At 63.3% G+C, this 20,150-nt stretch carries 12 protein-coding genes; 5 read left to right on the forward strand and 7 right to left on the reverse strand.

Annotated elements, in window-relative coordinates; genetic code table 11:
• Positions 1-16 precede the first annotated feature (16 nt).
• The gene (bla, locus tag HCN50_RS17585; protein ID WP_171710926.1) at positions 17-907 is read left to right on the forward strand and encodes a class A beta-lactamase; all 891 of its coding nucleotides are present in this window, start codon (positions 17-19) and stop codon (positions 905-907) included.
• Between the two features lie 58 nt (positions 908-965).
• Here bla and HCN50_RS17590 read toward each other — a convergent pair whose 3' ends face one another.
• Positions 966-4,637, reverse strand: coding sequence for a YhdP family protein (locus HCN50_RS17590; RefSeq protein ID WP_171710927.1), 3,672 nt, complete (start codon positions 4,635-4,637; stop codon positions 966-968).
• A 216-nt stretch (positions 4,638-4,853) separates the two neighbouring features.
• Here HCN50_RS17590 and HCN50_RS17595 point away from each other — a divergent pair, with 216 nt between their 5' ends.
• The 4 genes from HCN50_RS17595 to HCN50_RS17610 all read left to right on the forward strand — a co-directional run bounded on the left by HCN50_RS17595 (position 4,854) and on the right by HCN50_RS17610 (position 10,154).
• Positions 4,854-5,627, forward strand: coding sequence for a peroxiredoxin (locus HCN50_RS17595; protein WP_171711426.1), 774 nt, complete (start codon positions 4,854-4,856; stop codon positions 5,625-5,627).
• Between the two features lie 102 nt (positions 5,628-5,729).
• Positions 5,730-7,085, forward strand: coding sequence for a M23 family metallopeptidase (locus HCN50_RS17600; RefSeq protein ID WP_171710928.1), 1,356 nt, complete (start codon positions 5,730-5,732; stop codon positions 7,083-7,085).
• A gap of 158 nt (positions 7,086-7,243) precedes the next feature.
• Entirely contained in the window at positions 7,244-7,693 is a 450-nt protein-coding gene (locus tag HCN50_RS17605) for an SRPBCC family protein (protein ID WP_171710929.1), read from the forward strand.
• Between the two features lie 397 nt (positions 7,694-8,090).
• Positions 8,091-10,154: a carbamoyltransferase C-terminal domain-containing protein gene (locus tag HCN50_RS17610; RefSeq protein WP_171710930.1), complete on the forward strand. Its 2,064-nt coding sequence runs from the start codon at positions 8,091-8,093 to the stop codon at positions 10,152-10,154.
• A 1-nt stretch (position 10,155) separates the two neighbouring features.
• Here the strand turns inward: HCN50_RS17610 and HCN50_RS17615 are convergent, their stop codons facing one another.
• The 6 genes from HCN50_RS17615 to HCN50_RS17640 all read right to left on the reverse strand — a co-directional run bounded on the left by HCN50_RS17615 (position 10,156) and on the right by HCN50_RS17640 (position 20,064).
• Positions 10,156-11,061 carry a DMT family transporter gene (locus HCN50_RS17615; protein WP_171710931.1) on the reverse strand — a complete coding sequence of 302 codons (906 nt, stop codon included), beginning with the start codon at positions 11,059-11,061 and terminating at the stop codon, positions 10,156-10,158.
• Between the two features lie 73 nt (positions 11,062-11,134).
• On the reverse strand, positions 11,135-12,004 hold the full coding sequence (locus tag HCN50_RS17620) for an NAD(P)-dependent oxidoreductase (protein WP_171710932.1): 870 nt from the start codon (positions 12,002-12,004) through the stop codon (positions 11,135-11,137).
• Positions 12,005-12,007: 3 nt separating this feature from the next.
• Positions 12,008-13,139 (reverse strand): peptide chain release factor 2 gene (gene prfB, locus HCN50_RS17625; protein WP_171710933.1). Its coding sequence is split into 2 segments (ribosomal slippage): positions 12,008-13,069 and positions 13,071-13,139, totalling 1,131 coding nucleotides; the frame shifts between segments, so codons are not numbered across the junction.
• A gap of 123 nt (positions 13,140-13,262) precedes the next feature.
• Positions 13,263-15,752, reverse strand: a complete 2,490-nt coding sequence (locus tag HCN50_RS17630) for a penicillin-binding protein 1A (protein WP_171710934.1) — start codon at positions 15,750-15,752, stop codon at positions 13,263-13,265.
• A 215-nt stretch (positions 15,753-15,967) separates the two neighbouring features.
• Positions 15,968-18,475 (reverse strand): penicillin-binding protein 1A, encoded by a 2,508-nt coding sequence (locus tag HCN50_RS17635; RefSeq protein ID WP_171710935.1) that lies wholly within the window; start codon positions 18,473-18,475, stop codon positions 15,968-15,970.
• A gap of 239 nt (positions 18,476-18,714) precedes the next feature.
• Positions 18,715-20,064, reverse strand: coding sequence for an N-acetylmuramoyl-L-alanine amidase (locus HCN50_RS17640; protein ID WP_171710936.1), 1,350 nt, complete (start codon positions 20,062-20,064; stop codon positions 18,715-18,717).
• Between the last annotated feature and the right edge of the window lie 86 nt (positions 20,065-20,150).

Consider the following 20,150-nt stretch of genomic DNA (forward strand, 5'->3'; position numbering starts at 1 on the left):
CAAGAAGGGATTCGTAATGATCACGAGAAGACAGTTTCATCTTGGATGCGGCACGGCACTGATAGCGACTGCTTTGAGCGGCCGGCAAGCGATACGCGCAGCGACCGCAAATCAACGACTGATCGACGAGATCAAGCGCCTGGAGAGCGAGAGCGGCGGCCGGCTCGGTGTCTGCGTCCTGGACACAGCAACGGATACTCGTCATGTCCATCGGGGCGACGAGCGGTTTCCGATGTGCAGCACCTTCAAGGCGCTGGCAGCCGCCGCAATCCTGGCGCGGGTGGACGCCGGCAAGGAACAATTGACGCGGCGCATAATCTTCGACGCATCCGCACTCGTCGTGTACTCACCCGTAACCGAAAAGCACGTCGGCGACGGCATGACGCTTGCTGAAATCTGCGAAGCGGCAGTAACGCGAAGCGACAACACGGCCGGAAATCTGCTGCTCGCCAACATCGGCGGTCCTCCGGGGCTGACGGCTTTCGCACGAAGTCTCGGCGACCAAGTCACGCGGTTAGACCGGAATGAGCCCTCGCTCAACGAGGCTTTGCCCGACGATCCCCGCGACACCACGACACCGAATGCGATGGCGTCCAACCTGCAGGCCCTTGTACTTGGAACGACGGCGCTGTCGACGTCATCGCGCGAGCAACTAACGGCATGGTTGGTTTCCAACAAGACCGGCGATGCGCGGTTGCGGGCAGGTTTTGCGAAAGACTGGCGCGTCGGCGACAAGACCGGCTCGGGCGCCCGAGGCACCGCCAATGACGTCGCTGTGGTCTGGCCACCCGGCAAGGCGCCGATCGTAATCGCGACTTATCTGACCGGCGCCACCATTTCTGCCGAGCAGCAAAGTGCCACTTTGGCTTCGGTCGCGCGGGCGGTGTCGGCGATGACATCTGGCTAGGTGCCAATGCACAGAGCGGTGATTTCTGCCGCAAGCGTCCGCCTGCCGCAGTGCCTGTCTAATTGTTCGGCGGCAGTTCGATCGGGTTGTTGTTGTTCTGCTTGCCGGTATTGAACTCGAAGATCTTGCGCAGCACGCCAGGCATCACGGCCGAAATCGGATTGACGCGCAGCACGGGCTGGCTCGGCGTGCCGACCACCTCATAGGTCACGCCGATCAGGCCTTCATTGCTGCCACCGCCAAGAAACAGGCCGAGCACGGGAATCTGGCCGAACATGTTGTTCAGTCCGTACATCGGAACGAAGGTGCCGCTCATCCGAACCTGATTGGCGGCGGTATCGATGCTGCCTTCGATAGTCGCGCCAATCATCGGCCCTTTCACGACGCCATCGCGGATCGATAACTGTCCGTTCTGCCGGGTGAACTCGGCTCGCAGCGCCGAGAAGGAGACGCCGCTCTGGGTGCCGGTGGAATTGCCCGCAGCCACACGGTCGAGCGAAGCCTCGCCCTTGATGGAGAAGTCGCGAACGTTGATCAGACCTTCCTTTGCGCTGGGTTCGACCGTCGGCGGCTCCAACGCGAGCGACAATTGTCCGCCAATTACTTTTGAGTACATGTCAGTGAAGCGGAAGAAGGCGCCCGCATCATTGGTCTGCAGGATGATGATGTCGCGGCCCTGCCCCGCTCCTCGGCCGCGCAGGTCCGCCGTCACGGGCGTCGCGTCGCGCCCGACCTTGCCGGACAGCGTGAAGTTCTTGACGATGCCGTTGCGGCGGGAGAACTTGCTGTCGACGCTTCGCAACGCCTCGCCGCCAAAGCCTGCGACCGCGCCGAGCTTGACGTCGATATCGAGGTCGATATTTCGCGACTTGCTCTTGGGGTCATCCTTGCCCGAGATCGCCGATTTGAGGAAGCCGCGGCCGTCGAACACGTCGCCGCGCATCGTGACCTTGACGACGCCATCGGCGCCCCGTTCGGCTTTCAACGTGGTCTTGTCACCGTCCGACGGCGCATAGGTCGGGAAGTTCGCCGTCAGCAGGTCGCCGTTCTGGTCGACCTCGAGCGATCCTTTGATCGACACGCCGCCGCCTTCGACCACGATGTCCTGGAACTGGGTCGACTGTTCCTTCTTCACGACGTTGAACGTCGCCTTGCCTGCCTTGCCGGGCACCTTGACCCAGCCCGGCAGGATGTTGTCGAGCCGCAGCGAGGTCAGATCGGCCTCGATGCCGACGCGGCTGTCGTTCTCGCCGATCTTGCCGATCACCTTGATCGGGATCGAGCCGCTCACGGCAGGTCCGAGATCGATGCCGAGACGTGCGCGGCTGGCATCATCCAGCGTCGCCTGCAGGCGGATATCGGCGTCGCCCTCGCTCGGCTTGCGATAATCCAGCGAAGCCGCCTGTCCGTTGATCTTGACGTCGCCCTTGACCTGGTAGCCCGCATTGTTGGCGAGCACCTTCAGCGCGTTGGCCTCCAGCTTCTGGTTCATCACCAGCTTGTCCGCGGCAAATCCGCTGAGGTCGCCAATCACGGTGTAGGTGGTGTCGGCCTTGGTCATCGAGCCCTTGACCGGCATGCCGAGCGTGATGGTCGCGGCAACCGTTCCCTTGCTGGCGTTCGGATCGACCAGCGTACCGGAGAGATCGCTGATGCGGTCGGAAGCCAGAATCTCGGCCGCGGCCGGCACCGGACAATCCACCCGGAACTTCACCCGCGATGGCGAAGGCTTCGGCGCCATGTCCGGCACCTCGAAGATGAAATCGGAAATGTTGATCTTGCGGCCGGCGGGCGTGTCGGCAGTGCCCTGTCCGATCGTCACCGTCGCCGTTCGCCCGGTCACCCGCGCCTTCAAATCTGCATCGCGCACCGCGGGCATGTCGTCGACCGGACGCGCAGTAACGCCGGAGGCAACGATGTTGACGGCGAGACCGTCGTCCGGAATCGGCGGCCCTTTGCGCGACAGATTGCGCACCGGCGAATTGACGCCGACCTCGATGCGCTGGAGCGTGCCGCGCTCGATCCGCTCGATCACCCATTCGCGCACTTCGGGCACGATCAGGATTGGCCACATCCGTTTCAAGGCGGATGCCGACATCGGCGTACCGGCGAAACCGAGCTGCAGGCGCGCCTCGCCCGAATAATCGATGCTGCCGGTGCCGGCAACGCCGATCTCGCCGTTACTGATGTCGGCCTGGGTGAGCAGCACGCGCTTCCGATCGGTGTCGAACTTCATCCCGATCGCGATCCGGTTGAAGATCAGCGGCGGTTCGTTGTCGGTGCCGGCCAGGAGGATCGTGCCACCGCTAAGGCCGGCCTGCCATTCGGTGGTGGCGCCGTTCGGCGGCTCGAGGTGGCCGAGCAGCGTGATGCGGTTCGCGCCGGAAACTACCTTGAAGGGTGCAACCAGTACGCGCCGTCCGGCATCCCATTCGACACTCATCTCCGCCGAATCGATCGGCATCGGATAGTCGGGCGTGTCGCTGTCGATGAGATGCCCCGCGCCTGCCGTGACCTTGCCGCGGAAGTAAGTCGGCACGCCGTCGCGACCGAGTTCACCTTTCAGCTCGCCGGATAGCGGCAGCTCTGCGCTGTAGGTGAGATCCTTGACTCGCATCGCCAAGAGGATGTTGGCGGCCGGCACCTTGTCGGCGCGAAGATCGACCGAACGCACACCGTTCTGCGGCGGGCCGACCGCGACCTTCAGCGACCATGGACGCGCCCCTTCTTCGCCGAGGCTCACCGCAATACCGCCGCCGCTCGGCCGGCGCATGCTGAGGCTGATATTGTCGAACGTCCATTTGTTGCCGCGCTGCTGGTCGTCAACAACGAGATTGCCGTTCTTGAGGCCGATCTCGTTCAGATTCTGCCCGTCGAGCCCGGTCAGGCTGAGGCTGTCGAGCCAGTCGAGGCCGGCCAGCAAGCCGTTCTGCGCCGTGTCGGGTGTGGTCGTCGCCGCGCCTTGTGCTGGCGCCGGCGCCTGGCGGGGGAATGTCGGCGCGAGGCCGGCATCGCGCTTGGAAGCGACACCCGTTGCCAGCGGCTTGGCGGTGTCGCCGGCGGATACCGTCACCTGTCCGTCCGGCGTGATTCGGACGGCGAGTTCGGCATCGACGAGGTTGAGGCTTTCGGCGCGCAGCCGCCCCATCAGCAGCGCCGTGCCTGACAATTTCACTTCGGCCTTCGGCGCGGTGGCGACGACGACTTGGTCGCGGTCGCGGACCACGATGTCACGAATGCGCACCGCGATTCGTATCCGCCCAGCGCGCTCGATCTGGGTGCCGCCGACCGCAACCGTATTGCCGTGGCCGATATTTTCCTCGATTGCGGCCGCCAGCCAGGGCGTCGCGACGTCGAGATTGATGGGACCGGCGCCGAGCCGCCACCACAGCCCGCCGAAGCAGCCGGCGAAAATCACCGCCAGCACCGCGACGACGACTGCCAGGCGCTTGACCCAGCGTTCGCCAGTCAGCCAAAGCTGCAGCGCCGCCCATCTGTCCGCTAGGCGATGGAATCCGGAATTGGAACGCGACAACAGCCGCCGCGCGCGATGTCCGGCGGCCTCGTCCTGCTCCCAGCCCGCCGCGTCATCCCATTGCTGGGCCTCGGCACGCGGATTCGACCCCTTCGGCGAAGTATTCTTAGCCATTGCCTCTCGGTGCCGGCGCTGAGGTTGATCGCCGCCAAGGGCGCGCTCTTCGACTCGTATCGAGCGCTCCTGTGTCGGCATCGCTGCCAATCCTCGATTAATACTGTTACTCGTGGTCGGGCCCAAGGATTGATTGGGCGGTCCCATCGACGAGCGGACGGGGGTAGCGTCGAATTCCTTGTAACCATACTCCGGGGTCATCAAACTTACCCAGCAGCCGGAGCGAATCCGACGGTCAAAGGCGAGACCCGCAATACCCTAATGGTTGAACTGCGGAAAGCGACGAAAGGAAGGCGTATGTCCAAGAAAACGCGCATGAAATCCTCCAAGCCATCTCCAAAGAACCGCAAGTCGCCCGCCGCAAAACCATCCGCGGCCAAGACCGCCCGTAAAACTACCGGCCGCCGCGCAACGGCATCAGCCAAAAAGCCCGCCGCCAAAGCAGCCAAACCCGCGGCCAAGAAGGCCGTCCGCAAACCGGCCAAGACACGGGCGAAGAAACCCGTCCAAGCGGCCAAAACCGCGTCCACCCAAGCGTCGCACAAGCCGACATCGAAAGGGTTAATAAAATCCAATCTATCGGCGCCGCCGAAATCGGCCGCCGGAACCGGGCTGGCCGAAGGCGCCATCGCACCCCCGTTCAGCCTCCCGCGCGATGGCGGCGGCAGCGTCTCGCTGGCCGACTATGCGGGCAAGAAGGTCGTGCTGTTCTTCTATCCCAGGGCGGACACCCCCGGCTGCACCCGGGAGGCGATCGATTTCACGCGACTGAGTAGCGCATTTGCCGACGCAGGAGCCGTGGTGCTCGGCGTCTCGGCCGACACCGTAAAAGCCCAGGACTCGTTCCGCGACAAACACGAGCTTTCCGTTCCTCTGATCTCGGATGAGCAACATGAGATGCTGGAGGCCTATGGCGCCTGGGGCGAAAAATCGATGTACGGCAGGAACTTCATGGGAATTATTCGAACGACGGTTCTGATTGGCACCGATGGGCGGATCGCGAGGGTCTGGCGCAATGTGCGGGTCGACGGCCATGCCGACGAGGTGCTGGCCGCCGTCCGCGCCATCTGATTTGGCCGGTTCCATTTCCCAAAAATTAACTATGAGAGGGTCAAATCGGCCTCGTAAATTGAGCCGTTACGGAACTGATCTCCGACCGGCGCGGGAGTGCCGATGTCGTACCGTTCCGGTCATTATTCCGATCACCACCATCCACAGGATTACGGCCGGACGCCGCCGCGGCGCCCGGCACCCCACGCAGCCAGAGCCGCCGCAGCGGTCGACGGCAACGGCTATGCCATCGTCCATGCCGGCAAGCAGGTCCGTTTCGGGCCTGTCGTATTTTGGATCGTGGTTGGCACGATCGTCCTGCTCGGCTTGTGGTCGGCGGCGACCGCAACCTATTTCGCGTTTCGCGACGACGTCCTGACCCGGCTGATCGCCCGTCAGGCGGAGATGCAATACGCCTATGAAGACCGCATCGCGGAGCTGCGGGCCAAGGTCGATCGCACCACCAGCCGCCAGCTGCTCGATCAGGAACAGTTCGACCAGAAGCTCGACCAGATCATGCGGCGCCAGACCGCGCTTGAATCGCGCGCCACCGCCCTCGGCTCGATCCCGGATGCTGCGGCCACCGGTTCGATTCGTCCCCCGGCGCGCGGCGCAGCCGTAGAGGCACCTGCCTCCAGCACCCCAAAACCCTCCCCGATCAGCGATACCGTGATCTTCGTGGCGCCGCCAGATCGCGAGGCGCGGCTGGAATCGCGCACGCCCGTCGTCGTCAAGCCGCAGCCCAATCAGTTCGCCAAGGTTCAAGGCGTCGACAACGTGCTGGTTCGCCTGCAGACCTCCCTGGATTCCGTCGAGCGGCGCCAGATGGCGGCGCTGAGCGCGGTCGAGGACGGCATGGAATCGCGCCTGCGCCGGATGCGCGGCGTGTTCACCGATCTCGGCCTCGACATGGCGCAGCTCGAGGCGGCGACGCCGCGCTCGGCGATCGGCGGCCCGTTCGTGCCGGTGAAGCTTCCGGCCGATGCCGGCGCATTCGAGCGCCAGCTCTACCGGATCAACGTCACCCGCACCCAGATGCAGCGCCTCAACGCGACACTGGCGCTGGTGCCTTACCGCAAGCCTGTCGTCGGCGAAGTCGAATTCACTTCAGGCTTCGGCGTTCGCAGCGATCCCTTCCTCGGCCGTCCCGCGATGCACACCGGTCTCGATTTCCGCGCCGCCACCGGCGATCCCGTCCGCGCCACCGCCAACGGCAAGGTGGTGTCGTCGGGATGGACGGGCGGCTACGGCCGCATGGTGGAGATCGATCACGGCAACGGCCTGTCGACCCGCTATGGCCATCTCTCGGAAATTCACGTCAGGGTCGGCGACTTCGTCAAAATAGGCCAGGTGATCGGCGCAGTCGGTTCGACCGGCCGCTCCACCGGCCCGCATCTGCACTATGAAACCCGGATCGACGGCGATGCTGTCGACCCGCAGAAGTTTTTGCGCGCGGGCGTGAGGCTGAGCGCGGGCTGACATCGCGTCGGAACTGGCGTGCTTCACGCTGCGCCGGCAGAAATTTTTTCTGCGCGGTGTCGGCCCTCACACGGGCCGGACGTCCTCGTGACATAGACTGAGCCAAATCCGACCAAATCCTGCGATATGCTCCGCTCAGTAATGGAGAAAATAACGTCATGACCCAAGGCAACACCGTTCGTTTGCATCGTGTCCTCGCCACCAAGCCGGAGAAGGTCTTTCGCGCCTTCCTCGATGCGGAAGCCATGGCCAAGTGGCTGCCGCCCTACGGCTTCACCTGCAAGGTCCACCATTTGGAAGCAAAGGTTGGCGGCACATTCAGGATGTCGTTCACGAATTTCACCACGAACACGGGCCATTCGTTCGGCGGAGAATATCTCGAGATCGTGCCCAACGAGCGTATCCGCTACACTGATCGATTCGACGATCCCAATTTGCCTGGCGTTATCGAGGTCACTGTGACGCTGAAAGCGGTTTCGGTCGGAACCGAAATCAACATCGAGCAGACAAACCTGCCGACCGTGATTCCGGTCGAAGCCTGCTATCTCGGCTGGCAACAATCGCTCGTCCAGCTCGCGTCACTTGTCGAGCCCCATATTCCGGAATAGTGAAAGCCTAGGAAGAGGCACCAGCCATGGTGCCTCTTCCTCTGATGCCCGACTTCAGCGGTGAGGACATCGCTGAGGACCTCCCGTGCCTCGCCGTTGAACCTCATCGACTGCATCTGTTCGATCCGGAAGGCATCGTTCGACGCCGCGTTGATCTTCATGCCGGCAGTAGCCCTTCGTTGGTCAGGTCCTTCCGCCTTCAAGCGGATGCTTATCCAGCATGAGAGCATTGTTGCCGGATGCCAATTGTGGTTGATGCACCCTGGCGCCGTCGCTTGGCGTAATCGCAAGGCCCAGAGGTTCAACAGGGTTGAAACAGAACACACGAATTGGTCCGCGCCATCCAAGGCTCGCGGCCGGTGGTTACAGCTTCGCGCGCTGGCTCGCGGCAAAAACGATGGGAGCCGCAGGATTTCACCAGCTCGGCTCGGCCTTCGCCGATGCACGGATCGCACATGTTCGCGACAAGCTCGCGCGGGGCGAAACGGTCTATCTCGCTGGCTTAGGCGCCCCCGGCACGCATAATTCGGGTCTGGCGCTCGTCGAGGTGACGCAGGCAGGCGGGCCACGGCTGATCGTCAACAATGAGGAAGAACGCTTTTCCGGCAACAAGCACACGACCGAGTATCCGAAGCTGTCGATCGATGCCGCGGTGGCGACGCTGCGGGACATCGGCCGAGACATCGGCGATATCGATGCCTGGCTCACGAGCTGGGATTATCCGACGCTCGCCGGCACGCTGGCGCGCTCGGTGCTCGAGGAACTGCCGCAGAGTCTGAAGCTTCTGCGCACTACCGAAGCGGCCGGCTTTGACGGCCGCCGCCTCGACCAGATGACGCGGACGCCAAAGATCCTCGCCCGCCAGCTCGGGCTTGCCGAGCGCGTGCCACTGATATGCCTGCCGCATCACGACAACCATGCCTGGTTCTCCTATGCGGCCTCGCCCTTTGCCGATGACGATGAACCGACAGCAATTGCGGTGCTCGACGGTACCGGTGATCAGGGCTCGATCTCGCTTTATGTCGTCAAGCGCGGCGCGATGCGGCGGCTCTATTGCAACGACAGCATGTTCGATTCACTCGGCGCGTTCTACAGCGTGATCTCGTCGACGCAAGGCGGCTGGACCTGGCTGTCCTGCGAGGGACGCTACATGGGCGCCGCCGCGTGGGGCGAAATGAACCGCGCGAGCAACCCCTACTATGCGCGGTTGCGGGACGTCTTGCATTTCGGTGCGAACGGCGAAATCCGGCTCAATCGCGCCCTGGCCAACTGGTATTGCGACCCGTTCGATCATCCATATAAGCAGGCGCTCAGCGAAATTCTCGGCGAACCGCTGCGTCCGAACCAGCTCTGGAATCCCGATGCGGTGCTGCGTGTCGAGGACATCCATCACCGCCCCGATACGAAGGACCGCCTCGACAAGGCCGCCGCGACCCAACTGGTGTTCGAGGATGCCATGATTCATGTCGTCGACCATCTGCTGCGCATGACCGGCGCCAACCGGCTGGTGTTGACGGGCGGCGTCGCGCTGAACGCGGTTGGCAATATGCGGCTGCTCGAACACTTCGAGCAAGCGTGGTTCGCGAGCGCGCAACAGCGCAATGCGCGCCTGCATCTTTGGGTGCCGCCGGTCCCCGGCGATCCCGGCGTCACCATCGGCGCCGCCTGGCTGTTTGCGCATCTGGCGGGTGCTCCGCGCGGCGTGCCGATGACGCACGCCTTCTATTGCGGCACGCCGCCTACGCAAAACGACATCGTCCACGCGGTTACGGCCGATGACATCGCCTCTCAGGAGATCGGCGATATCTCGAGGTCTGAAGGTCGCGACGCGATCGCCGACCTGATGGCATACATGGTCGCCCAAAACGGCGTGATCGCGCTGTATCAGGGCGCGGCCGAAACCGGCCCCCGCGCGCTCGGCCACCGCTCGATCCTCGCCAACCCCTGCGATCCGGCGGTGCGCGAGCTACTCAACGCGCGCGTCAAATACCGCGAGGCCATTCGACCGCTGGCGCCGATGGCGACGCTGGAGGCTGCGAGAGAGTATTTCGAATTGCTGCCTGGCGCCTCGGACGCCGACTACAACGCCTATAATTACATGGTGCTCACGGCACATTCAAAACCGCTTGCGCGGGAAAAAATCCCTGCCGTCATCCACGCCGACGGCACCGGCCGCATCCAGATCGTCCGCGCCGGCGACGATCCCCTCACCTATGCCTATCTCAAGGCGCTCGGCCGCCAGATCGGCGTCGAACTGTCCGTCAACACGTCCTTCAATGTCGCGGGTCCCATTGCGCAAACCCCGCAGCAGGCGATCGATACGCTCCGCCGCTCCAAGGGGCTCGATGTCGTGGTGCTCGTGGCCGGCGACGGCACGGTCACTGCGGCGTGGCACGGCGGCGAGCGCGACAGCGGCCGCTTCACCGGCTGGTATGCCCAGTGGAAAGCTTGCCGTGCGTAACCTAACGCTGAAAGCACTTCAGCACGCGGCCATCGATCACGAGCAGCGCGCTGCCGATCACCAGTGCGCCCATAATTTCACGCGGCGAAATCTGCTCACCGAGCACGAGCGATCCGAGCAGGATGGCTGTGACCGGTACTAGCAGCGTCACCAGCATGACGTTGGTGGCGCCGGAGCGCCGTAGGATCTGGAAGAAAACGATATAGGCAAGCGCCGTCGACAACGCGGCAAGTCCGAGCACTGCGAACCATGTCACAGCACCCGGGATTGGCAATTGCCAGGGACGCTCGAAAATGCCGGCGACGACGGTCATCATCAGGCTCGATGCCATCAATTGAAACGTGGCGGTGGCAAGCGGCGGCGAATCCGATAGCGCGCGTCGGGCTATCAGTGCGGAGATGCCGTAGCTCAGCGACGCCGCAAGACACAGCAGGACGCCGAGCCCCTGCCCGCTGGCAAAACCCAGTCCGCCGCCGCGAAGGATCACGACGCCGACAAGGCCTACGATCACACCGGCCACGCGCCTGATGATGAGCTTTTCCTCGCCCGCCGCCGCCATCACCGCCACCGTGAACAGCGGGGTGGTGGCATTGAGGATCGAAGCCAGCCCACTCGGAATGTACGTCTGTCCGGTAACGATCAGCGAGAACGGCAGCACGTTGTTGAACAAGGCGACGAGGAAGAATGGTCTCCAACCCATCCAGCCCTTCGGAAACGGCAGTTGCTGCGCGCAAAGTACCGGCAGCAGGATCATAGCGGCCAGCAGCACGCGCAACAGCACCAGCGTGAACGGCGGAAGCTCGCGTAGCACCAGACCGTTGAAGAAGAACGATCCGCCCCACAGCACCGATAATGCGGCGAGCAACGCCCAGTCGCGCGCATCAATCCGGCCGTCGCTGACTGTCATTTCGCAAGAACCTGGTAAAATCGCGCTACCAGCTAGACCGGACGCACGTCGCCGTCCACCCGATTTCCGAAGGCTATTTCGGCTGCGACACGATCTCGATCATCTTGCCTTCGTCATCATCGGGCGCGTTTGCCTTCGCCTTCTCATAGGCGGCAAGCGCAGCGCGGCTGACGGGCACGCCAGGCAGCAGCGTATCGGCGAGCGACACAGCGTAGGCCGCATCCTTGTGGCGCAGCGCCGCAGTGAACGAGGCGCCCGAGAAATCGCGCGCCACCATGCGCTTTGAGTGGCGGATCACCTGCGGCGAGGCCACCGCACCGGTCGAGAGCGCTTCCGCCACCAGGTTCATGTCGAGCCCGGCCTGCTCGGCCATCGCGATGCCTTCGGCGAGGCTCGCGATCTGCACCGCTCCCATCAAATTGTTGATCAGCTTGTAGACGGTGCCGGTGCCGACCGCTCCAAAGTACCTGATCAGATCGCCGATCGGCGCGAGATAGGGTTTTGCCCGATCGAGATCGGCCGCGTCAGCGCCGACCAGCAAGGTCAGCTTGCCGGCGGCCGCCGCTTGCGGCAGGCCGGTGACGGGGCAATCGATATAGATCAGCCCGCGGCTGCGCAGTTCGCGCGCCATGTCGAGCGCGTGCTGGTGCGACACGGTCGAGCATTCGATCGCAAGGCTGCCCGCCTTCATTGTTGCGGCAGCGCCATCCTGGCCAAGCCAAACGGCCCGCGACGCTTCATCGTCAGCGACCATGGTCACGACAGCGTCAGCGCCGTCGCCAGCTGCCGCCGGCGACGCAGCCCAGCGCGCACCGCGCGCAATCAAATCTTCTGATTTTGTCTTGCTGCGATTCCACACCGCAACCGTAAAACCTGCATCGAGATAGCGCCCGGCCATGCCATGGCCCATGCGGCCGAGTCCGATGAAGCCGACCTTTGCCATCGGCTAATCCACATCCTCGACCTGGCCGGGCCCGGTGCCGAACGCGCGCTGCGCCAGGGTCGCCGCCATGAACTCGTCGAGGTCGCCGTCGAGCACGCCCGCGGTATCCGAGGTCTGCACGCCGGTGCGCAGGTCCTTCACCATCTGGTAGGGCTGCAGGACGTAGGAGCGGATCTGGTGGCCCCAGCCGATATCGGTCTTGGCTGCCTGATCGGCGGCGGCCTGTTCCTCGCGCTTCTTCAATTCGATTTCGTAGAGCCGCGCCCGCAGCATGTCCCAGGCTTGCGCGCGGTTCTTGTGCTGTGAGCGGCCGGCCTGACAGACCACGGCGATGCCGGTCGGAATATGGGTCAGGCGCACCGCCGACTCGGTCTTGTTGACGTGCTGGCCGCCGGCGCCGCCGGAGCGCATGGTGTCGGTGCGCACGTCGGATTCCTTGATCTCGATCTTGATGGAATCGTCGATGACAGGGAAAATCTGCACCGACGAGAACGAGGTGTGCCGCCGGGCGTTGGAATCGAATGGCGAAATCCGCACCAGGCGATGCACGCCGGCCTCGGTCTTGAGCCAGCCATAGGCATTGTGGCCGCTGATCTGGATGGTGGCGGATTTGATGCCGGCTTCTTCGCCCTGCGACTCTTCGAGATACTCGATCTTGAAGCCGTGGTTCTCGGCCCAGCGCGTGTACATACGAAGCAGCATCGCGGCCCAGTCCTGGCTTTCGGTGCCGCCGGCGCCGGCATGCACTTCCAGATAGGAATCGAACTTGTCGGCCTCGCCGGACAAGAGCGCTTCCAGCTCGCGACGGGCGACTTCCTTCTTCAGCGCCTTCAGCGCGTTCTCGGCCTCGGCAACGACGCCTTCATCGTTCTCGGCCTCGCCAAGCGCAATCATCTCGACATTGTCGTCGAGCTCGCGCTCGACCTTGCCGATGCCTTCGAGCGCGTCCACCAGCGACGTGCGCTCCTGCATTAGTTTCTGGGCTTTCTGGGGATCGTTCCAGAGATTGGGGTCTTCGGCGAGCTTGTTCAGCTCGGCCAACCGTGCCGTCGATTTCTCGACGTCAAAGATGCCTCCTCAGCAGCCCGACTGACTGCTTGATCTCTTCAACAAGGCGTTCGACTTCGGCGCGCATGGTCTCTTCTGTCTGCGGATGGAACCGCTACCGATTAGATTCGATGGCCCGGATGTAGCGGCGTACGCCGCAAAGCGCAATCGGCTCAGGCCCGTGAGCTCGGGTTTTATTGAAACCGGCCGTCTAATAGAGCCCGCCGGGGCGCATGACATTGGTGGCGTCAGGCGGGATTCCGGGCTGTGCCGCTATCCGTCCGTCGGTGTCGGCAACCCCGACGATCGCGTAATTGTCCGGCGGTGCGGTGCCCGGCTTGAACGCTTCCAGGATGGTGCGACCGCCATCGCCTGGGTTGGGCCGCATCCCGCTCTTGGCGTCGATGCGCACCAGCCTGATGCCGGGAGGCACCTTGAACGGGGTCGCCGGCCTGTCGGCGAGCGCAAGCTTCATGAAATTTTTGACGATCGGGGCCGCGGTATGGCCGCCTTGCGCGGCTCTGCCCAGGCTGCGCGGCTTGTCATAACCAAGATAGAGACCGACGACGAGATCCGGCGAGTAGCCGATGAACCAGACGTCTTTTCCATCGCTGGTCGTGCCGGTTTTGCCGGCGATCGGCTTGCCCACCTCCCGCATGACCGACGCCGTACCGCCCTGCACCACCCCTTCCATCATCGAGGTGATCTGGTAGGCCGTCATCGGATCGATCACCAACTCACGGCGATCCACCAGCTGCGGCTCGGCCTGATTCTTCCAACCACCGGGCGCGTCGCAACCGCGGCACTCACGCGCGTCATGTTTGAAGATGGTTCGGCCGTAGCGGTCCTGAATGCGGTCGATCAGGGTCGGCTTCACGCGGCGGCCGCCATTGGCGAGCATCGAATACGCCGTGACCATGCGCATGACTGTGGTCTCGCCAGCGCCGAGCGAATAGGACAGATAATTCGGCAACTCGTCATAGACGCCGAAGCGCTTGGCATATTCGCCGATCAAGGGCATCCCGACATCCTGCGCCAACCGCACTGTCACCGTGTTGACCGACCATTTGAGCGCTTCGCGGAGCGTAATCGGCCCGCGATATTGCCCAACCGAAAAGTTCTCCGGACGCCAGACGCCGGCGCCCTGCCCCTGATCAATCTCGATCGGCCCGTCGATCATGATGGACGCGGGAGTGTAGCCATTATCCATCGCCGCCGAATAGACCAGTGGCTTGAACGTCGATCCGGGCTGCCGATAGGCCTGGGTGGCGCGGTTGAACTGGCTCTGGTCGAACGAGAAGCCGCCGACCATCGCCAGCACGCGGCCGGTCCACGGATCCATCGCGACCATGGCGCCGGAGACTTCCGGCAACTGCCGCAGGCGATACTGGCCTTCGACCGGGTTGCCGTCCTTGATCAGCGGATCGGCATAGATAACGTCGCCCGGCGACAAGATTTGCGAGAGCGAGGCCTGCGTCTTGCCACGCGCCGAACCGTTGGCCGGCTTCGCCCATTTTACACCTTCCAGTGTGATGAGGCCGGTTTGTCGTTCCTTGGAAATCGCGCCCCCCAATTCGCGGCCAGGCTGGAAGCCGATCCGCGCCGACTGATCGGACGTTTCCAGCACCACGGCCATTCGCCAGGGCGAGATATCGCTGAGCGATTTGATGTCGGCGAGCCTCACGCCCCAGTCGCCGGAGATGTCGAGCCTGCTTACTGGTCCACGCCATCCCTGAGCCTCGTCAAAGTTCACGAGGCCGGCGGCCATCGTTTTGCGTGCCATCACCTGCAGCTTCGGATCGAGCGTGGTGCGCACCGACAACCCGCCTTCATAGAGCTTCTTTTCGCCGTAGCGCTCGAAAATGTCGCGCCGGACTTCCTCGGCAAAATACTCGCCGGCAAAGGTATGCGCGACGTTGGACCGGCTGGTCACGACCAACGGTTCCTTTCGGGCCTTGTCGGCTTCGGCTTGCTTGATCCAGCCATTTTCCAAGAGGCGATCAATCACGTAATTGCGACGCTCGATCGAGCGATCGCGGTTGCGCACCGGATGCAAGGTGCCTGGCGCTTTTGGAAGCGCTGCCAGATAGGCCGCCTCCGCAACCGTTAGCTCGTTCACCGATTTGTCGAAATAGACCAGCGACGCCGCCGCAATGCCGTAGGCGCCGAGGCCGAGATAGATTTCGTTGAGATAGAGTTCGAGGATGCGGTCCTTCGAATAGGCGCGCTCGATGCGCATCGCCAGCAAGGCTTCCTTGATCTTGCGGCTAAAGGAGACCTCGTTGGTCAGGAGAAAGTTCTTGGCGACCTGCTGGGTGATCGTGGATGCGCCCTGCGGACGGCGGTTGGAGCCGAGATTTTGCACATAGAGGACGGCGGCGCGCGCCAGGCCGGTGAAGTCGAGGCCGCCATGCTCGTAAAAGTTCTTGTCCTCTGCCGCGAGGAACGCGTTGGTGACGAGTTTGGGCATCGCCTGGATCGGCAGATAGAGGCGGCGTTCCTTGGCGTATTCGCCGAGCAGCGCACCGTCAGCGGCGTGCACGCGCGTCATTACCGGCGGTTCATAGTTCTGGAGCTGCGAATAGTCCGGCAAGTCCTTGGAGAAATGCCAGATCGCTGCTGCAACACCGGCCACGCCCACCAGAAACACCACGCTTCCGGCGGCGAACAAGAAGCCGGAAAACCGCAACAAGAAGCGCACGATCAAAACTCCATTCCAACTCTTGCATCGCAATTTCCGACGTACGTTCCCGCGCGAATAGCCTCTATCAGGGACGCGCCGTCTGACGCGATTTCTCGAATGCCCTGCTCGAATGGTCAAAATCGGGCATTTCGCTCACCCGCGATGTCGCCCGAACAAGGGATGGATATCGTCTGGGATTCAGACTGCAACTTAAGATTGCATCGGCTGTCGGGCTAGTAAAGCCCGCCTGTCCCCGGGCGCATGATGGTGCCCGCATCGGGTTGCTGATACCCTTGCGAGTATCCTTGCGGCGCGCGGCCGTCCATGTCGGCGACACCGATGACGGAATAATTGTCCGGCGGCGCGGTGCCAGGCTTGAACGCTTCGAGGATGGTGCGGCCGCCCTCGCCCGGACTCGCACGCATGCCGGTCTTGGCATCGACGCGAACCAGCTTGATGCCGGCCGGCACCTTGAACGGTACAGCCGGCTTGTCGGCGAGCGCGAGCTTCAGAAAATCCTTGGCGATCGGCGCGGCGAGATGGCCGCCGGTCATGCCGCGGCCGAGATTGCGCGGCTTGTCGAAGCCGACATAGATGCCGACCACGAGATCCGGCGAGAAGCCGATGAACCACGCGTCCTTTTCGTCGTTGGTGGTGCCGGTCTTGCCGGCGATCGGCTTGCCGACTTCCTTGACCACCGTCGCCGTACCGGCCTGCACGACATATTCCATCATCGAGGTGATCTGGTAGGCCGTCATCGGATCGAGCACCTGCTCGCGGCGGTCGACGAGCTGCGGCTCGGGCTGACTCTTCCAGCCGCCCGGCGCGTCGCAACCGCGGCACTCGCGGGCGTCATGCTTGAAGATGGTGCGGCCGTAGCGGTCCTGAATGCGGTCGATCAATGTCGGCTTCACGCGGCGGCCGCCATTGGCAAACATCGAATAGGCCGTGACCATGCGCATGACTGTGGTTTCACCGGCGCCGAGGGCGTAGGACAGGTAGTTCGGCAGCTCGTCATAGACGCCGAACCGCTTCGAATATTCGCCAATCAAGGGCATGCCGATGTCCTGCGCCAGCCGCACCGTCACCGTGTTCAGCGATTGCCGGAGTGCGTTACGCAGCGTCGTCGGGCCGCCATATTTGCCGGACGAATAGTTTTCCGGACGCCAGACGCCGGCGCCCTGCCCCTGGTCGATTTCGATCGGCGCGTCGACCACAACGGTCGACGGCGTATAGCCGTTGTCCATCGCCGCCGAATAGACCAGCGGTTTGAATGACGAGCCCGGCTGCCGATAGGCCTGGGTGGCGCGGTTGAACTGGCTCTGGTCGAACGAGAAGCCGCCGACCATCGCCAGCACGCGGCCGGTCCACGGATCCATCGCGACCATGGCGCCGGAAACTTCCGGCAACTGCCGCAGCCGGTACTGGCCCTCAACCGGTTTGCCTTCCTTGTCGAACAGCGGGTCGGCATAGATCACGTCGCCGGGCGACAGTACCTGCGCGACCGAGGTGGGCGTCCTGCCCTTTGCAGGGCCCGACGCGGGTTTGGCCCAGCGCACACCCTCAAGCGTGATGATGCCGGTTTGCCGCTGCTTGCTGACGGCGCCACCGAGTTCGCGGCTTGGCTGGAAGCCGATCCGCGCCGACTGGTCGGACGTCTCCAGCACCACGGCCATCCGCCACGGCGAGATATCGTTGAGGGATTTGACGTCGGCGAGTTTGACGCCCCAATCGCCCGATATGTCCAGCTTGGACGGCGCACCGCGCCAGCCGCTCGCCTCGTCATATCGGACAAGACCGGCAACCATGGTCTTGCGCGCCATCACCTGCATCTTCGGGTCGAGCGTGGCGCGGACCGACAGGCCGCCTTCGTACAGCTTCTTTTCGCCGTAGCGCTCAAAGATGTCGCGCCGGACTTCCTCGGCGAAATATTCGCCGGCGAAGATATGCGCGCCATTGCCGCGGCTGGTCACGTTGAGCTGTTCCTTGCGGGCCTTGTCGGCGTCGGCCTGCTTGATCCAGCCATTTTCCAACAGGCGATCGATCACGTAATTTCGGCGCTCCACGGCGCGATCGCGGTTACGCACCGGATGCAGCGCGGCGGGCGCCTTCGGCAGCGCCGCCAGATAGGAGGCCTCCGCGATGGTGAGCTCGTTCACCGATTTGTCGAAATAGACCAGCGACGCCGCCGCAATGCCGTAGGCGCCGAGGCCGAGATAGATTTCGTTGAGATAGAGTTCGAGGATGCGGTCCTTCGAATAGGCGCGCTCGATGCGCATCGCCAGCAAGGCTTCCTTGATCTTGCGGGTGAAGGAGACCTCGTTGGTCAGGAGAAAGTTCTTGGCGACCTGCTGGGTGATCGTGGAAGCGCCCTGCGGACGGCGATTGGAGCCGTAATTCTGGATGTACAACGCCATCGCGCGCGCCATGCCGGTGAAATCGATGCCGCCATGCTCGTAGAAATTCTTGTCTTCAGCCGCCAGGAAGGCGTTGATGACGAGCTTTGGAACCGCCTGGATCGGAAGATAGAGGCGGCGCTCCTTGGAATATTCGCCGAGCAGCGCACCGTCAGACGCGTGCACGCGCGTCATCACCGGCGGCTCGTAATCCTGGAGCTGCGAGTAGTCGGGCAAGTCCTTGGAGAAGTGCCAGATCGCGCCTGCGACGGCGGCCACGCCGACCAGGAACACCACGGTTCCGGCGGCGAACAGGAAACCCAAAAACCGGACCAGCAAGCGCATTTTCGAAGTTCCGTTCCAACCCTGCGCCGATAATCAGCGGCGTCTGTCCTAACACGGCAAAACCCGCCGAACGGGTTGCCGCTACGCGGTCGAACAATAAAAGGTCCGGCGGGCGATACTGACCGACTCCGAAGACCAGCACTCAATTTTCTATACCGTTGCCGCTGTGGCCAAACTAGGGCTTGGGACACCGGACGGAGGGGATTTCAGTCTACGTCATACAAAGGCGCACTGGTATTTCACTTGGCCGATCCGGCAGTTGCGAGCCGTTTGGCGAGGAACGTATCAATTGCCTGCGCCATCGAGCCGACCGTCCTGTTCCGCCAGTTTTCCGACACCAGATGCTCGAGATCGCCCTTATTCGAGACATAGCCGAGTTCGACCAGCACCGAAGGCACGTCCGGGGCCTTCAGGACCCGGAAACCGGCCGATTTCAGCGGATGCTTATGCATCCGCACCGTATTCTTCATCTCGCCCATCAGAATCCGCGCAAAGCGGTTTGAAAAGGTTTTGGTCTCGCGCTGTATGAGATCGATCAGGATATCGGCGACCTCGGTCGGCTCGTCGGTGAGATTAACCCCGCCGATCGCGTCCGACTTGTTTTCGACATCTGCCAGCCGCTGAGCCTCGGAGTCGGACGCCTTGTCCGACAGCGTGTAGATGGTGGCGCCCTGGGCATCGCCCTCGCCGCGCGGCAAGGCATCGGCATGGATCGAGACGAACAGCGCGGCGGCCTCGCTACGGGCGATCTTCACACGGTCGGCAAGCGCAATAAAGGTGTCGTCCGTCCGGGTCATGACAACGCGATACTTGCCCGATTTCTCTATTCGATCGCGTAGCGCCAGGCCAAACCCCAGCACCAGATTCTTTTCCATGAAATCGCCGCCGCCGGCCTGCGTGCCGTTGTCGACGCCGCCATGACCCGGATCGATCACGATCACCGGCCGCTTGTCGGGCGCTTGCGGCGGAGGAGCTGCGGCCGGCGACTCTGGAGGGGTGCCGGCGGCTGCGTTCGCCTCGGCGATCGCGGGCCGCAGTTCGGGGCGGCTTTCGGGTGCCAGCGATTGAACAAAGGCTGTGCGATCCGCATGCTCCAGTTCCAGCACCAGCCGCGGCGGTTGGCCGTTGGCCGCCTCCAGCACATAGGATTTGGCAATCTTGGCCGGCCCAGTCAGGTCGAACACGATCCGCGACCCGCCCGGCATCACGAGCCCATAGCGGAACGCCCTGACCAGTCCCCGCCCCGCAGTGCCGATCCCGGCGGGAAGCTGGAAACTGACTTGGGGAAGATCGATCACGACGCGATAGGGGTCAGCCAGCGCGAAGGCGCGAAACTGCACCGGCTTGTCGAGGTCGAGAATGAAGCGGGTTTGCCGTGCGTCACCCGCCAGCCGGGCATCGGAAGCAATTGGGAACGTCGATACGCCCGCCGGATTGGGGATGGCGGCAAGGGAAGCCGGCCCTTGAGAAACTGGCTGGGAAGCCGGTCCTTGGGCCACGCTGGGGCCGATCATACCGGCGCACAGCAATGTTGCGGCGCACAATAGCCCACATCCCAGCAAAACAAGGTGATTTGCGCGGCTCGCCAACGATTCGATGCCTCCGGAGGAGCCTTCCCTTACCGCATTAGAACCACAGGGTTAATCGGAGCTTAAAGGCGGATCGGTGAAAAAGG

The sequence above is a fragment of the Bradyrhizobium archetypum genome (assembly GCF_013114835.1).
GTDB lineage: Bacteria > Pseudomonadota > Alphaproteobacteria > Rhizobiales > Xanthobacteraceae > Bradyrhizobium > Bradyrhizobium archetypum.

Coding starts and splice junctions, on each gene's coding strand:
- HCN50_RS17615 (WP_171710931.1), bottom strand. CDS start 11,061: ATGACAGTCAGCGACGGCCGGATTGATGCGCGCGACTGGGCGTTGCTC.
- HCN50_RS17595 (WP_171711426.1), top strand. CDS start 4,854: ATGTCCAAGAAAACGCGCATGAAATCCTCCAAGCCATCTCCAAAGAAC.
- HCN50_RS17635 (WP_171710935.1), bottom strand. CDS start 18,475: ATGCGCTTGCTGGTCCGGTTTTTGGGTTTCCTGTTCGCCGCCGGAACC.
- HCN50_RS17605 (WP_171710929.1), top strand. CDS start 7,244: ATGACCCAAGGCAACACCGTTCGTTTGCATCGTGTCCTCGCCACCAAG.
- bla (WP_171710926.1), top strand. CDS start 17: ATGATCACGAGAAGACAGTTTCATCTTGGATGCGGCACGGCACTGATA.
- HCN50_RS17610 (WP_171710930.1), top strand. CDS start 8,091: ATGGGAGCCGCAGGATTTCACCAGCTCGGCTCGGCCTTCGCCGATGCA.
- HCN50_RS17590 (WP_171710927.1), bottom strand. CDS start 4,637: ATGCCGACACAGGAGCGCTCGATACGAGTCGAAGAGCGCGCCCTTGGC.
- HCN50_RS17600 (WP_171710928.1), top strand. CDS start 5,730: ATGTCGTACCGTTCCGGTCATTATTCCGATCACCACCATCCACAGGAT.
- HCN50_RS17620 (WP_171710932.1), bottom strand. CDS start 12,004: ATGGCAAAGGTCGGCTTCATCGGACTCGGCCGCATGGGCCATGGCATG.